Source organism: Flavobacterium commune (genome assembly GCF_001857965.1).
Taxonomy (GTDB): Bacteria; Bacteroidota; Bacteroidia; order Flavobacteriales; family Flavobacteriaceae; genus Flavobacterium; species Flavobacterium commune.
Window position 1 is genome coordinate 2881022 of sequence record NZ_CP017774.1, and the last position, 15938, is coordinate 2896959.

The 15938-nt window shown below is 34.8% G+C and carries 14 protein-coding genes and 1 tRNA gene; 3 read left to right on the top strand and 12 right to left on the bottom strand.

Features of this window, described 5'->3' with window-relative positions; all coding sequences use genetic code 11:
- Window positions 1–10 precede the first annotated feature (10 nt).
- Window positions 11–84: transfer RNA gene (locus tag BIW12_RS12045), tRNA-His, on the top strand.
- Between the two features lie 171 nt (window positions 85–255).
- On the opposite strand, the gene BIW12_RS12050 is transcribed toward BIW12_RS12045, so the two are convergent.
- From BIW12_RS12050 to rsfS, 12 genes are all read right to left on the bottom strand, one after another.
- Window positions 256–1716 carry a sialate O-acetylesterase gene (locus BIW12_RS12050; protein ID WP_071185340.1) on the bottom strand — a complete coding sequence of 487 codons (1461 nt, stop codon included), beginning with the start codon at window positions 1714–1716 and terminating at the stop codon, window positions 256–258.
- 155 nt (window positions 1717–1871) lie between these two features.
- Window positions 1872–2621, bottom strand: coding sequence for a shikimate dehydrogenase family protein (locus tag BIW12_RS12055; protein WP_071185341.1), 750 nt, complete (start codon window positions 2619–2621; stop codon window positions 1872–1874).
- Window positions 2621–4018: a tetratricopeptide repeat protein gene (locus BIW12_RS12060; RefSeq protein WP_071186378.1), complete on the bottom strand. Its 1398-nt coding sequence runs from the start codon at window positions 4016–4018 to the stop codon at window positions 2621–2623. Before BIW12_RS12060 ends, BIW12_RS12055 begins: the two co-directional genes overlap by 1 nt.
- 127 nt (window positions 4019–4145) lie before the next feature.
- Entirely contained in the window at window positions 4146–5339 is a 1194-nt protein-coding gene (locus BIW12_RS12065; protein ID WP_071185342.1) for an aspartate aminotransferase family protein, read from the bottom strand.
- Between the two features lie 123 nt (window positions 5340–5462).
- Window positions 5463–7100: an OstA-like protein gene (locus BIW12_RS12070; RefSeq protein WP_071185343.1), complete on the bottom strand. Its 1638-nt coding sequence runs from the start codon at window positions 7098–7100 to the stop codon at window positions 5463–5465.
- 168 nt (window positions 7101–7268) lie between these two features.
- Window positions 7269–8045: a superoxide dismutase gene (locus tag BIW12_RS12075; protein ID WP_071185344.1), complete on the bottom strand. Its 777-nt coding sequence runs from the start codon at window positions 8043–8045 to the stop codon at window positions 7269–7271.
- Window positions 8046–8061: 16 nt separating this feature from the next.
- Window positions 8062–8322, bottom strand: a complete 261-nt coding sequence (locus BIW12_RS12080; RefSeq protein ID WP_071185345.1) for an acyl-CoA-binding protein — start codon at window positions 8320–8322, stop codon at window positions 8062–8064.
- On the bottom strand, window positions 8323–8979 hold the full coding sequence (locus BIW12_RS12085; RefSeq protein WP_071185346.1) for a phosphatidylserine decarboxylase family protein: 657 nt from the start codon (window positions 8977–8979) through the stop codon (window positions 8323–8325).
- The gene (locus BIW12_RS12090) at window positions 8969–9859 is read right to left on the bottom strand and encodes a phosphatidate cytidylyltransferase (RefSeq protein ID WP_071185347.1); all 891 of its coding nucleotides are present in this window, start codon (window positions 9857–9859) and stop codon (window positions 8969–8971) included. Before BIW12_RS12090 ends, BIW12_RS12085 begins: the two co-directional genes overlap by 11 nt.
- A 1-nt stretch (window position 9860) precedes the next feature.
- On the bottom strand, window positions 9861–10463 hold the full coding sequence (locus BIW12_RS12095) for a lactate utilization protein B/C (protein ID WP_071185348.1): 603 nt from the start codon (window positions 10461–10463) through the stop codon (window positions 9861–9863).
- Window positions 10464–10573: 110 nt separating this feature from the next.
- Entirely contained in the window at window positions 10574–12499 is a 1926-nt protein-coding gene (ftsH, locus tag BIW12_RS12100; RefSeq protein ID WP_071185349.1) for an ATP-dependent zinc metalloprotease FtsH, read from the bottom strand.
- Between the two features lie 18 nt (window positions 12500–12517).
- Window positions 12518–12889 (bottom strand): ribosome silencing factor, encoded by a 372-nt coding sequence (rsfS, locus tag BIW12_RS12105; RefSeq protein ID WP_071185350.1) that lies wholly within the window; start codon window positions 12887–12889, stop codon window positions 12518–12520.
- 96 nt (window positions 12890–12985) lie between these two features.
- Here rsfS and BIW12_RS12110 point away from each other — a divergent pair, with 96 nt between their 5' ends.
- Together BIW12_RS12110 and BIW12_RS12115 are read left to right on the top strand one after the other, a co-directional pair.
- On the top strand, window positions 12986–13714 hold the full coding sequence (locus BIW12_RS12110) for a biotin--[acetyl-CoA-carboxylase] ligase (RefSeq protein ID WP_071185351.1): 729 nt from the start codon (window positions 12986–12988) through the stop codon (window positions 13712–13714).
- Window positions 13715–14128: 414 nt separating this feature from the next.
- On the top strand, window positions 14129–15814 hold the full coding sequence (locus BIW12_RS12115) for a sodium/sugar symporter (protein WP_071185352.1): 1686 nt from the start codon (window positions 14129–14131) through the stop codon (window positions 15812–15814).
- Window positions 15815–15938: the final 124 nt, after the last annotated feature.

A 15938-nucleotide genomic window follows, 5' to 3' on the forward strand; every position in this document is an offset into this window, starting at 1 on the left:
AAAGCAAATGGTGGTTGTAGCTCAGCTGGTTAGAGCATCGGTTTGTGGTGCCGAGGGTCGCCGGTTCGAACCCGGTCATCCACCCAAAATGCAAAAGCCCCTTCGAAAGAAGAGGCTTTTTTTGTATATTGAATTTTGAGGAATTTTAGAAAATTCAAAAAATCGAAATTGCTTTCAAAACTTCCTTTTTGTAACTAAAAAATCCTATTTTGAACATCAGTTCAAAATAGGATTTTTTAGTATTGTGAAATAATTTTATTTAAAAAGCTTATCCCAGGGATTGTCGCTTCTAAAAGGAACGGCCGGAAGACCTTCTTTATTGATAAAATTGGATTGGGCGGCTTCATTCCAGCCCAAACGCACCGAATAGGGGTGTTGGACTTCAGGAGCAGAAACGATTACTTTATTGCCTTTTATTTCCGCTTTTGCGGTTACAAATTTACCATCAGCTCCGGCGATAGTAAACCAACTTAGTGATCTGCCATTACGACTGCTTAAACCACTTCCTATATTTGAAAAAGTAACCTCAATACTGTTGTTTACAATTTTCATTTTTTCATAAGTAGGTCCGGAGTAAACCACATTGGTTTCTCCGTAAGCTTTATTTAGAGCAAGCAGACTTAAACGACGGCCCACTTCCCATTTGTATCCGGGATGTAAATCGGCGATGCTATCAACTAAATCTGTAATTGCAATTGTATTGGTGTTTTTTAAATGCAATGCCAGCTTTTGTGCTTCCCAAAATTCAGGAAGTTGTTCGGCGGTGAGTGGTCTGTCTTTAGAAGCCGAATAGTTGTAAGGAGCTATTTGTACAAAATAAAAGGGCATTTTTTTATCTTTCCAGTCGTTACGCCAGCTTTCTATCAATGTTTTTAATTTATAAGCATAACGAATGTTTTCGTTCAAAAAACAATTCGATTCTCCTTGATACCATAGCATTCCTTTCAATGTGTATGGGATGAGCGGTTGTATCATGGTATCGTAAAATTTACCGGCATCACCATCATCAGTACCCAATTTATCAAGAATTTTTCCGTTTTTGAGTTTAGGTTCAAATTCTAATTTGGAAGCCTCAATCCATGGTTCAATACGGCTACCCGGAACTGCTGCCGAAATCATTCCGATAGGTACATTTAATCTAGCATACAAATCTTTTGCAAAATAATAACCAACAGCCGAAAAATCGACTATAGGTCGTCCAATGGCTGTATCCCAACCCAGATGTTCCGGACTAGGGGCCATGTATTTGCGACGATCTAAAAAAATACGAATGTTGGTGTTGTTGGCTGTGTTTAAATCATCTTCAGGTGGTTTATTTCCTTTTACGGCTGTCTGGAATTTGCTGTATTTGCGCATTGCATATTCCATGTTGGATTGCCCGGAACAAAGCCATACTTCACCTACCAAAATGTTTTTCAACACAATGGTATTTATTCCTTTAATGGTCATTTCGCGTTGCGTAAACGAGGCTTTCATTGGACTAAGTTTCACAGACCATTTTCCGGATTTATCAGCAACTGTAGTTTTGGTTTGTCCCGCAAAAGCAACTGATATTTTTTCGGCTGGAGCTGCAGTTCCCCATATTGCGACTTTTTTATGACGTTGTAAAACCATATTATGCCCTAAAATTTTAGGAAGTGTTACTTCGGCAAAAGTATTGGAAGTAAAGAATATAAAAATACTTAAAGTTAGGAGGAGGAGTTTTTTGGGATTCATAAGTTATAGTGGAAATGAGTTTTTTTCTGCTTTAACTCACAAATAGTGCCAAAAAGGAAACAGTCGGGAAGTTTTTAATAGATTCCCGACTGCGCTACAATAATGTTTTTTTAATTCGGACTTTGACAAGCTCAGTCTGACAATTGAAATGTTTTTTATTTATTCCAAATTTTCCAGGCTTTTTCGGCCTGAAAAATCAGCATATCCAAACCGTTTTTTATTTGTGCACCTTGTGCTGCAGCATTCTTTAGAAATTGTGTTTCTGCCGGGTTGTAAATCAAATCGTAAGCAATGTGTTGCTCAGTAAACAATTCATAGGGAATATCAGGACAAGCTTCTATATTAGGGCTGGTTCCAATAGGAGTAGAATTAATAATAATTTGATATTTCTGAAAAGTTTCGACATTGATTTGGCTGTAGTCAATGGCATTTTCAGATGCTTTTCTGGATACAAATTGATATTTGATACCTAATTCTTCCAGTGCAAAAGCAACTCCTTTTGAAGCACCTCCTGTTCCTAAAATCAAAGCTTTTTTATGATGTGATTTTAGCAAAGGTTTTAAGGATTTTAAAAATCCAAAATAATCGGTATTGTAGCCTTTTAGTTTGCCTTTTTTGGTAATCTTAATGGTGTTTACTGCACCAATTTTTGTGGCTTTTTTAGATAATTTGTCCAAAAAAGGAATTACTTCTTCTTTGTAAGGAATAGTAACATTTAAACCGCTTAAATGTTCTGTATTTTTAATGATTTCCGGAAATGCAGCGATTTCCTGAATGTCGAAATTCTCGTAAGTGTAATCTTGGTATTTTTCTTTTTCAAATTTAGTCGTAAAATGTCCTTTAGAAAAGGAATAACTGATATTGCGCCCCAGTAGTCCGAAGCGTTTTCTTGAATTTTTGGTCATTATTGTTTTTTCTGTTTTTCGATATAATTTTGCACCATTTTATTTGTCCAAACCACAGGAAATAAATCTTCAATCAAAACATAGTTGTCAAAATTTAATCGCAAGGCATTACTCAAATGGAATTTGGCTTTTCGGGTATCCTGAATCATAAAATAAAGTCCGGATAAACGGTATTCTACTTCATTTTCTTCAGGGAAATATTCGGCAGCCTGCAAGAGGGTGTGAATAGCGGTTTCAAATTCGCCAAGAAATTGTAAAATATCCACCCAGAATAACCAGGTTTCTAATTCGGTATCGCCAAATTCAACCGCTTTTCTGTATCCGAATTCAGCTTCTTCAAAAAAGTTCATTTGTTTGTTGATAGAAGCGTATCTTTTCCAGTACAAGCGGTTTTGATTGTCTATTTCTAAGGCTTTTTTTACGTAAAATAAGGCTTTTTGAAAGTTTTTTTCACGTAAATAGAAATCGGTAATGGCAATCCATCCTTTGTCTAATAGAGGATCTTCGTGTACGGTTTCGTTATAGAACTTAAGAGCTAATACTTTATTACCTAATTTTTCGTAGCATTTACCTATTCGAAGTAAAGCATACGAAGTAGCATCGTCTAATTCGATGGTTCTGTTGTAGCTTTCAATTGCTTCGTCATATTTACCTAAACGTTCCAAAGCTTTGGCTTTTTCCATAAAAGCACCTAAGAATTCTTCGTCTATAAGTGTAGCATATTCAAAGGCATGAATGGCTTTTTCATAATCTTTTAGACCATAATGCAATCTTCCTTTTTGGTGCCATGCAATTTCGCTGTACGGATTTTTTTCAATATAGTTGTCAAGAAAGCTGATAGCATCTTCATTTTGGTCTAAAAATTCGAAGCAATACACTACATTGTACAAGGCTGACTGGTCTTCGATGTCCTCTTCTAAACATTTGATAAAACTGTCCTTAGCGGCTTCGAGATTATCCATGAAAAGGTATTCCATTCCTATTAAATTATACACATCGGCATAATCATCGGTATATTGTAAAGCAATTTTTAGTAATTCAACGGCTTTTTCATGCTGGTCTCTTTTGGAGTAGATGTTGGCCTTTTGAATGTAAATTTCTTCATTGTTCGGTTCTATGGCATACAGCTCATTGAGTAATTTCTCGGCCATATCCAATTTGTCATCATAAACGAGCATTTCAACCTGAACGAGTTTTAAGCCAGTTGACTTAGGGTGTTGGTCTAATGCTAATTTAAGCGCTTTTTTCGCTAAAGCGGCCTTACCTGTATCAAGATAATGAAGTATGATTTCTTCAAATTCTTCGGAGTCAAAAAAGAGGACTTTGTTGGTCTTCAACATCGACTCAAATTTGGATAGAGATAAGTTATAATCTTCTTCTTCATTGCTGAGTTGCATACTTTCTGTTTTTAGAATTTGACCTAGCTTAAAGTTAGGTATCATTCGGTTTGTTTTAGAAGAAAAAAATGAATTATTGTGAACAATTTAATTAACAAAGGAAACTAAGCTAATTTCAGTTTTGATCTTATTTTTTTAGTGAAGCCATTACTTCATCCATTACTGTTAGTATTATAGAACATCCTTCACGTATTTCTTCGTTAGAAATGGTTAAAGGAGGTGTGATTCTGATGGCGCATCCTTCAAATAGTAGCCAGAATAATATCAGTCCTTTGTCTTGACATTTTAGTATCACTTCATTCGTGATTTCAGCATTTGCTGTCATTGCAGCAAGCATCAATCCTTTTCCTCTAACTTCCTGTATCAAAGGATGTACCAAAAGTGATCTGAATAGCTTTTCTTTTTCTAAAGCTTCCTGCATTAGCTTGGTTTCAGTTATTTCTTTCAAAGTGGCTAAACAGGCTGCCGCAATGACAGGATGTCCGCCAAAGGTAGTGATATGACCTAATTTAGGATTTTCAGTTAATAAATCCATCATAGCTGATGAAGCGGTAAAAGCACCTACAGGCATTCCGCCGCCCATTCCTTTTCCCATGGCTATAATATCAGGGACTATATCATAATTTTGGAAACCAAATAAAGTTCCGGTTCTTCCAAAACCAGGCTGGATTTCGTCCAGAATCATCATGGCGCCAACTTCGGTACAACGGGCGCGTACTTTTTTTAAGAAATCATTCTGTGGTTCTATAAAACCAGCTCCGCCTTGAATAGTTTCCAGTAAAACCCCTGCAGTTTTAGTGGTTATTTTTTCTAAATCGGCTTCATTGTTGAAAGTGATGAAATCAACATCGGGAATTAAAGGACGAAAAGCCTGTTTGCGTTCTTCAAATCCCATCACACTCATAGAACCCATAGTGTTTCCGTGGTAAGCATTATGACAAGAAATCAATTGGCTTCTGCCGGTAACTCTTCTGGCTAATTTTAAAGAGCCTTCAATAGCTTCGGTTCCTGAATTGACTAAATAGGTTTTGTCTAAAGGAGCGGGTAGGAGTGAAGCCATTAGTTTGCAATATTCTACCGCAGGACTTTGCGAATATTCGCCATACACCATTACATGCGAATATTTGTCTAATTGGTCTTTTATAGCCTGATTTACTCTTGGTGGTTGATGACCTAAGGTACAGGCCGAAACCCCTGCTACAAAATCCAGATATTTTTTATTATTGGTATCGTATATGTAAGAGCCGATAGCGTGTGAAACTTCCATTCCTAAAGGATAGGGAGAAGTTTGTGCTTGATATTTTATAAAATCGTTATCCACGTTTTTCTTTTACCGCAGAGTTTGCAAAGTCCTATGATCTCCGAAACATCGGGACAGGATGACACGCAAATTTAACGGAGTTTTTTATTTAGTTATTAATAAGAACTGAATACTAAAAACTGCTTACTGATTACTTTTTTTCTTCTTTTTATCGTAATCGAGCGTTTCTTTCCTGATTTCCATAGGGACGTTAGGTTTGGCTTCTTCTTTTTTGCTCTGTTCAATCATCTTGTCGTTGTATTGATTTTCTTCTTCGGGAAAAATGTCATCTTTTGATTTTATTCTCTCATCAGCACGCCATTTGAATCCTCTGAATTTCCTGTCGTGTTCATCCAGTTCTTCCTCGGGATAAATGTCGCCATCTACTTGTTGGAAAAAAGTAATGGTTTCGATAGCATTTTTGTCGAAAAGAATACTGATTTTACTGCATACGTTTTTATTGATACCAATGAGCTCATTGTCGTCATTGCGCATATAATAAATCACTTCTGCATTTTTTATAACATCAACATCGTGGAGTTTTCCTTCCTCAAATTTCCCATAGAGATTCAGTCCTTTTATCTGATTGAAACCCGTTCCTAAGGTATCTTTGGAGATGATAAAGGTGTTGTTGAGTACTTTGAGAGAGTCCAGTTTTTGAGTTTTGCTATTTCCGATGAGGTGCATTACATCTCCTGTAATTTGGCTTTCGCCATTCCAAAGAATAGGATTTCCAATGAGTTTTGTTAGTGAAGTTTTGGTACTGGAATGTATCGAATCGCATTTACCGCTCATATCGGTTTTGTAAAATCGAACGTTGTTGAAAGCACGAATAATTCGATCACCTTCTTTTCCTGTTACCATCAATTTTTTTCCATGAATGTAAACGGAGTCGTTTTCTACAAAATTAACAGCAACAGCTCTTTTGGTTACATACATGGAATCTTTTTTCTGGAAAACTTCGGCATAATGTCCTTTTACGATTCCTTTATTGATGGAGTCGGTAATTTTTACATTTCGGGTAGCCGATGCAAATTCTTTGTTTCGATCATAGTATAGACTATCGCCCTCTATACGTCGGTCATCGTATTTTATGTAGGATTTTCGAAGAAAATGAGAGAGGTTTTTCTTAGTGTCATAAAAACCTTTTTCGGTATAAATGTAATTGTTTTTGCTGGTAATGGTTGACGGACCAAAAAGATAGGAATGCCCTGAGTTGCTATAGTAATCTAAATGATTGGATTTGATAACATATTTTGGATTGGTAATAATTACTTCTGTTAGAAATTGGAATTTTTTTTGAGCCACATAATATCTCCCCGATTTGCTCACTAAGGTGTTTTCGTTGTTGGTAATTGTTCCTTTGGTGTTGTAAAATACTTCCTGTGTATTTCGGTCAAAATTGATAGTATCTGTTGCTAAAGTGGCATTAGGCGAACTCATTACAGCCTCTCCGGTGGCGAATGCTTTTTTTACATTTCCATTGTATTCGGCATATTTACTGTTCAAATAAAGGGTGTCTCCTTGTACGAGTTGGACATTTCCAAAGGCTTTGATGTAATTTTCTTTTTGAAAAAAATAGGCTTTATTGCAACTCAGCACCACTCCGTCATGATTGACAACCACATTTCCGGTAAGTAAAAAAGCATCGGGCATTTCGGCTTGATTGACATCAGCGAAATCAGAATGTTCAACAATTATTTTTTTAGGTGTTTGCGCATTTACTTTTGTCGAAAGAAGTAAAAACAGAGAAAAACAGATGAAAAATAGCGATTTATTCAAGGGTGTATATTTTTGTCAAATTTATGAAAAAGGAAACAAACCCAATAAATATTACTATTTATTTATGATTTTTAAAGGGATATTTTGCGTTGATTTTTAAACAAAAAAGCTGATGAATACTATGAGAGTAGTGCATCAGCTTTTTGTTTATTTGTTCGGAGAAACAGATTAGTATTTTTTGATGAATGAATTTTGATAATTTTCATTTACTTTTCCCCAATTGATTACGTTAAAAAACGAATCAATGTAGGTTGCACGACGGTATTGGTGACCCAAATAATAAGCGTGTTCCCATAAATCCAGGGCTAAAATAGGAGTTCCGGGAACAGCAGCATTTCGCATCAAGGGATTGTCCTGATTTTGAGAACTGGTAATTTTTAGTTTTCCGGCTTTGTCCACAATTAGCCAAACCCAGGCCGAGCCAAATTGTTTAGTGGCTTCTTCTTTGAATGCAGTTTTAAATTCATTAAAAGAACCAAAATCCCGGTCGATAGCTCCGGCAATCGTATCTTTTGGAGTTCCGCCGGCATTAGGAGCCATTGATTTCCAGTAAAGCGAATGGTTGTAAAAACCTCCGGCACTATTTCTTAATTCGGTATCGTTGATGTCCAGTTTGGCTAAGATGTCTTCGATAGACATGTTTTCGTATTCTGTTCCGGCTATGGCGGCGTTAAGATTGTTAGTGTATGTCAGATAATGTTTAGAATAATGAGCTTCTAAGTTAAGAGCTGAAATGGCTGGAGCTAAAGCATCATAAGAATAAGGCAATTTATCCAGTAAAAAAGAACCGGGTTCTGCTTTTACATCGTCAGGAAATCCCAGAGTTACTTTTTCTTCGGCAGTAGGAAGAGGAACTTCAACTACTTCGGTTAGTTTTTTATTGTTGCAGGAAATTAAAAAAACAAATAAAAATAGGCTGCTGATTGTATAAATAAGTTTTTTCATGATGATGTTGTTTATTTCAAAGAGAATTGATGATTTCGATATAATTTTCTTTGGCTTCATCGGCGGTGATATGGCTTATTTGCATCCAGGCATTGATTTTAAAGGCATCTCTAAGGTGGAAATTAGAAGTTTGTCTTATTTCTACAGTACCAATTGTAGCTTGTTTGTAATAGGCATAAAGTCGCAACTGGACATCTTGAGGTAAAGATGCTTGAGTCATTTTAGAGGCCTTTTCAACCGCTTCATTAAATCGAGTATCTAAATCTTTTTTAGTCATTTATGATTCTTTTGTTGCAATAATAGTTTTTCCTCCAATGGCTTTTTGATTGAGAACCACATTTACAGGAGTACCTAAAGGTAAAAATAAATCTACTCTGGAACCAAATTTAATAAAGCCGGCATCAGTACCCTGAACGACCTGCATTCCTTCCTGTGCATAATTTACAATTCGGCGTGCTAATGCTCCTGCAATTTGACGGTATAAAACAGCACCAAAACTATTGTTTTCTATTACAACAGTAGTTCTTTCGTTTTCTTCACTGGCTTTCGGATGCCAGGCTACTAAGAATTTACCGGGATGGTATTTGCTGAATTTTATAATTCCGCTCATGGCATATCGCGTAACATGTACATTTATTGGGGACATAAAGATAGAAACCTGAAGACGTTTGTCTTTGAAATATTCTCCTTCGTAAACTTCTTCAATAACAACCACTTTTCCATCAACAGGAGCCAGAATTTGTTTGTCATTGATAATTACAGTTCTTTTTGGGTTTCTAAAGAATTGCAATACAATAATTAAAATTAAGAAAACAAAGATTTCAACCGACATTCTTAACCAATTGATGTCAATAAATTTGTCCGCAAGTAATAGTGTAACTACCGTAAAAACGGTTGCTAATAAAATAGATGGAGCTCCTTCTTTATGAAACATAATTTAAAATTTGATAAAATAAAAATATAATTGGTGCTACAAATATAACACTATCTAGTCTATCTAGTACGCCTCCGTGTCCGGGCATGATATTTCCGCTGTCTTTTACTCCTGCAATTCGTTTGAATTTAGATTCAATCAAATCGCCTATTGTTCCAAATATCCCTACAATAGTTGCAATAGAAGTCCAAATCAGTATGGATTGTGCGCTGAACTCAGGTTTGGCTTTGATGTAGTATTTTGATATTAAATAACCGGCTAAAATGGCAAAAAGTATTCCGCCTATAAATCCTTCGATAGTTTTTTTAGGAGAGATGCGTTCGAATAATTTGTTTTTTCCAATGGATTTCCCAACAACATAAGCAAAAGAGTCATTGGTCCAGATTAAAATAAATAAACCAATAATGATTTTAGGATTGTAGTCTTTTATTCCGAAAGAAATTTTAGTTATAAATACAAATGGAAGAATGATGTAACCAAATAGATAAAGGTATTTTGATGAGGTACTTATCTTTTGAATATTATCATAAAATAAAAAAAGAATACATTTTACTGATACAACTAATGTGGTTGCTAATAAAATGATATTCATTTGCTGAATATTGATTGTGATTTCAATAGTAGAGCCCAAAAAGGCATTGATTGTTTGAGTAGTAATTTTATTGTAATGACTAATTAGTGTAATGCCGGAATAAAGCAAAAAACCTGCTATTAGCGGCAGGGTTTTGTTAACCTGAGTTAAATTGCAAAATTCATATATGGCTATCATTAGAAATACACCAAAAAGTATAAAAAAACTTTCGGTTGAGTATAAAATAGAAGTTATTAATAATAAGATGTAAATAGCTCCTGATATAGACCTTTTTAGAGTTTCATTCATTTTAAAGATCTTCTAAAAGCAATAAATAAAGATTTTTAGCCGAACTTCCATATTGGGTAAAGTCCTCTTCTTTTGCTTTTTCAAAATATTTTATAGCCGTAATATTGGTAGGATAATCTCTTTCGTATTTCTTTTTTATAGCACTAAGTCCGTCGCTTTTCATAGCGAGAATTTGACTTGTAGTTGCTAAAACTACAATGTTAGTAGGTAATTCGTTTGGTTTGTGCTGTTTGATTTGTTTTGATGAAAAAAGTATAGAACCTTCCTCAGCAATCAAATTTTCGCAACTTGATAATAGAAATTTAGGATTAGCAGGTTTGGTATAGTTTAATTTGTTTTCATCCAAAAGTCCAAATAAGTTTGAATCATAACATAATACTTCGCTTTCAAACCAGTCATTTTCTTCTAATATATTCTCAAATTGGTCTTTTACTTCCTGAGCATTTTCACAGTACAAGAATTTACCTCCATTTTTTTTAAAATTGTAGATAAATCGTTCATCAACAGAGATATTGTTATCAGGAAAGAAATTATTATTCTGACTTTCTTTTTCCTCATCTGAAGCTGAAATACTAGATCCAAAAAGTTTTCTAAAAAGACTCATATTTTGTAGGGTACTTGATATGTTATTTGTAACCGTCCAAAGATAAAAAAATCTTAATTCAAAACGCGGTTTTGAATTAAGATTTTAAATAATTTATGTCAACTGACTAATTAAGAGACTACTTCTTCCAAATTTTTGTCAAAACTTCTTTTTCCGAAAATAGCTTCTAAATCGTCTTTGAAAATGACTTCTTTTTCGATAAGAATATCAGCAAGCTGATTTAGTTTGTCTTTATTCTCTTCTAAAATTTGAATCGCTCTCTGGTATTGACTTTCGATAAGTGCTGATATTTCAGCATCTATCACTTTTGCTGTTTCATCTGAATATGGTTTTGAGAAACTGTATTCGCTTTGACCTGATGAATCATAATAAGTAACATTTCCTATTTTGTCATTCAAACCATAGATAGTAACCATAGCGCGAGCCTGTTTGGTTACTTTTTCCAAATCACTTAACGCACCGGTTGAAATACGGTTAAACGTTACTTTTTCGGCAGCTCTACCTCCCATAGTAGCACACATTTCGTCCAGCATTTGGTCAGGACGAACAATTTGGCGTTCTTCCGGTAAGTACCATGCCGCTCCTAAACTTTGTCCACGAGGAACAATAGTTACTTTGATTAATGGAGCTGCGTGCTCTAACATCCAGCTAACTGTAGCGTGACCCGCTTCGTGAATGGCAATTGCTTTTTTCTCTTCCGGAGTGATGATTTTATTTTTCTTTTCTAAACCACCTACAATACGGTCAACAGCGTCAAGGAAATCTTGTTTGTCAACAGCAGTTTTATTGTTTCTTGCTGCAATCAAGGCCGCTTCGTTACACACATTAGCAATATCGGCACCTGAGAATCCCGGAGTTTGTTTGGCTAAAAAGTCTAAGTCTAAGCCTTCTACTTTTTTCAAAGGAGCTAAGTGCACTTTGAAAATTTCAGCACGCTCGCGAATGTCTGGTAAATCGACAAATATTTGTCTGTCAAAACGTCCGGCGCGCATTAAAGCTTTGTCTAAAACATCGGCTCTGTTTGTTGCGGCCAGAACAATTACGTTAGAGTTGGAACCAAAACCATCCATTTCGGTTAGTAATTGGTTCAGAGTGTTTTCTCTTTCGTCATTTCCGCCTGACATGCTGTTTTTTCCTCTGGCTCTACCTACAGCATCAATTTCGTCAATAAAAATGATTGCCGGTGATTTTTCTTTGGCTTGTTTGAATAAATCACGAACTCTGGAAGCTCCTACACCTACAAACATTTCGACAAAATCAGAACCTGATAAAGAGAAAAACGGAACCTGAGCTTCACCGGCTACAGCCTTAGCTAATAATGTTTTTCCTGTTCCCGGAGGTCCTACAAGTAATGCTCCTTTTGGGATTTTACCTCCAAGATTGGTGAATTTTTCAGGGTTTTTAAGGAATTCAACAATTTCCTGAATTTCTTCTTTGGCACCTTCTAATCCGGCAACATCCTTAAATGTGGTTTTAACATCGTTTTTTTCGTCAAAAAGTCTGGCTTTTGATTTTCCAATGTTAAAGATTTGTCCGCCACCACCAGCGCCACCACCTGACATCTTGCGCATGATGAAAATCCATACTCCAATGATGATGATTACAGGAAGTAAGCTGATTAGTATATCAGACCAATTGCTGGCTTCCTTAAAGTCGTAATCGACTAATTTTTTTTCAGCTTTAGCTCTGTCAAGTTTTTCCTGAAATGATTTTAAATCACCAAATTTTGTAGTGTAATGTGGCCCTTTATTAGGTCGGTCAAAGATGTCTTTGGCTACAGCTTTGTTGGCGGGATCTTTTAATCCTGCATCAGAAAGGTAGATTTCAGCATCTTTATTGTTAAAAATAATGACGTTTTTAATTTGACCTTTTGTCAACATATTATCTATGTTAGACGATTTTAATTGAGCAGGCTCCTGTAAGCTGGAACTACCAGTTACGAAGCTAATAAATAAGAAAATAAGCAGTATGCTTGTATAAACCAGCCAAGGACTTATTCTGAATTTATTAGAATTGGGGTTGTTATCTTTTGCCATAGTTATTCTGTCTTGCTTTTAGTATTTGTTTGCAATTGTAGTAATTTTTGCATCTCCCCACAAACTTTCGATGTTGTAATATTCTCTAATTTGTTTTTGAAAAACATGAACCACAATGTTAACATAATCCATAAGTACCCATTCGGCATTGTCAGTCCCTTCAACATGCCAAGGCTTGTCTTTAATTTCTTTAGAAACAATTTTTTGAATGGAGTTAACAATTGCGTTAACCTGAGTATTTGAATTTCCGTTGCAGATAACAAAATAGTCGCAAACTGCGGTGTCGATTTCTCTAAGATCGAGAATATCTATATCATTTCCTTTTACTTCTTCTATTCCTTTGATAATGTTTGCCAATAGGTCATCATTATTTACAGTCTTTTTTGCCATGAATTATTTTTATAATAAGTGTGTAAAGTTACCATTTTTTGTGATTATTTTTGAACCTTAACATAATATTAAATAATGTTACAAAAATAATTGCTAATGAAACTAATCAAACTCGATGCCATAGATTCTACAAACGATTTTCTTAAAGGATTATCGGCAACTGATGAGCTTGAAAACTTTACTGTTGTTACAGCCGAAAATCAAACTAAAGGGCGAGGGCAGATGGGGGCTGTGTGGAATTCTGAAAAGTCTAAAAACCTAATAATGAGTGTTTTTATAAAGGATTTGTTGGTGAGTGCAGAGGAGATTTATAATTTTAATGTAGCTACAGCTTTAGCAATAATTGAGGTTTTGAAAACTTATAAAATTCAAAATTTAAGTATAAAATGGCCTAACGACATTATGTCAGCTAATTTTAAAATTGCTGGTATTTTAATCGAGAATAATTTTAAAAGTAACGGCAGTATTTCTTCAATTATTGGAATAGGTTTGAATGTTAATCAAACTAATTTTGAAAATCTTCCTAAAGCTTCTTCAATGGCAGTTATTGCCAATTCGACTTTTGATAAAGACGAATTACTTATTTTAATTGTTGAGCGATTAAAAGTAAATTTAGCATTTATTGGTTCAAATCCTGATTATTTATGGGCTCAATACACTAATCATTTGTTTAAAAAAGAATTTCCGATGGCTTTTAAGTTAGAAACTGAGAAAGTTTTTATGGGAATTATACAAGGAGTTTCTAAAAAGGGAAAATTGATTGTTTTGTTAGAAGATGATCGAGTTGTTGAGTATGGACTTAAAGAAATTCAAATGCTTTATTGAGTTTTTTTACCTTTTTTAGACAACTTTGGTTGCCTGTTTAGTAGTTTTTCTTGCCTTATTTAGAATGTTTTTGTTTAATTGTTTAAAAAAATATAGTCTGTTTTAAAAATTTAATGTATTGGTTTTTAGTGTTTTGAATTGTTTTTTGGTTATAAATGTTGTATTTACATTTAAAAAAATGATGTAGATAAGTATTTTTATTTTACTTTTGGATTTCGTTTTTCGTAAAAAAAGTGATGAAATAAAATTGATGCACTATTTTATAATTGGAATTATAGCGAAATTCTGAAGTGATAAATCCTAACGTTTGGATATTCTTAAAATTGAGAATAGAAAACATTTGATGTTAAGATTTAGATCCTGAAAAATAATTTAAAACTAAAATCTATAACTAACTAAAAACAACTTTTTCTTATGAGCTCAAGTCTCGAATTTGCAGATTATGCAGTATTTATTGTCTACTTTCTAGTAGTCTCAATCTACGGATATATTATTTATCGCAAGCGCGAAAAAAATGAACATGATGCTAAGGCGTATTTCTTAGCCGAAGGAACATTAACCTGGTGGGCTATTGGAGCTTCGTTAATTGCCTCAAATATTTCGGCAGAACAGTTTATCGGAATGAGTGGGGAAGGATTCTTCTTAGGAATTGCTGTAGCTGCTTACGAATGGGTTGCTGCTATCGCGTTGATTATTATCGCTATTTGGTTTATTCCTGTTTATTTGAAAAACAAGATTTACACCATGCCACAATTCTTAAAAACCAGATACAACGAAACTACAGCTTTGATTATGGCTGTTTTCTGGTTGTTTTTGTATGTTTTTGTAAACTTAACCTCTATTTTATATTTAGGAGCTGTTGCCATTAACGGATTAGCAGGAGGAGATTTTCTTCATGTTATTATGTTAGGATTGGCTGTTTTTGCTTTGATTATCTCTCTTGGAGGTATGAAAGTAGTAGCTTATACCGACGTTATTCAGGTGGCTGTATTAATCATTGGAGGTTTGGTAACTTCTTATATCGCTTTAACTACCGTAGGAGAATATTTTGGAGTAGGTCAGGATGCAATTGCAGGTTTTAATATTTTGATGGAAAAAGCACCTGAGCATTTTAAAATGATTATTCCTAGACCAACGGCTACTTCTACACAGTTAGAGATCGATAAATACCTTACTTTCCCGGGAATGTTGTCTTATTTAGCAGGTATCTGGATTATCAACCTGAACTATTGGGGATGTAACCAATATATCACACAAAGAGCCTTGGGTGCTGATTTACAAACAGCACGTACCGGTATTTTGTTTGCAGGATTATTAAAATTATTAATGCCTGTAATTGTAATGTTACCGGGTATTGCTGCTTATGTATTGTACCAGGGAGGACACTTACCACAATTAGTTGGTGGAAAAGACGGAGCTTATTCGGCTATGTTGACTTTCTTGCCAACAGGATTAAAAGGATTATCAGTTGCGGCTTTAACTGCTGCTATTGTGGCATCGTTAGCGGGTAAAGTAAACAGTATTTCGACTATTTATACTTTAGACGTTCACAAAAAGTACATTCAAAAAAATGCTTCCGACAGAGCTCAGGTAAACATTGGTCGTTATGCCGTTTTTGCTTCTATGGTTTTGGCTGTATTGTTTACATGGAATGATGTTCTGGGAATCGGTGGAGTTGGTGGATTTACCTATATCCAAAAATACACAGGATTTATTAGCCCTGGAGTATTTGCTATGTTCTTCTTAGGGATGTTCTGGAAAAGAACTACAGGTACAGCGGCTATTGTTGGGGTAATTGCAGGTTTCTTATTGTCAGTTTTATTCAACGAATACGCTCCGGCTATGTTTGGAAATGAAACGTTATTGTACACAGCCTGGCCAAATGGTAAAGGTGGTTTCGAAATTCCGTTTCACATTTGTATGGGATTATCATTTGCCTTTACAATGTTGTTAATGATTGGAATCAGTTTTGCCGGACCAAAAGTGAATCCTAAAGCATTCGAATTAGATACTGAAATGTTTAAGGTAAAACCTCAAACTACAGTATTAATTATTATTACTTTATTAATTATCGCTGCTTTGTACGTGAAGTTCTGGTAAGAAATAATAAAATATATTTTTTAAAAAGTGCGAACTAATTTTTATTAGTTCGCACTTTTTTTATATTCTAAATCGGTTTCCTTAGTAAAAATCTACGTTTGAAAAAGTCGATGAATTTATGAGA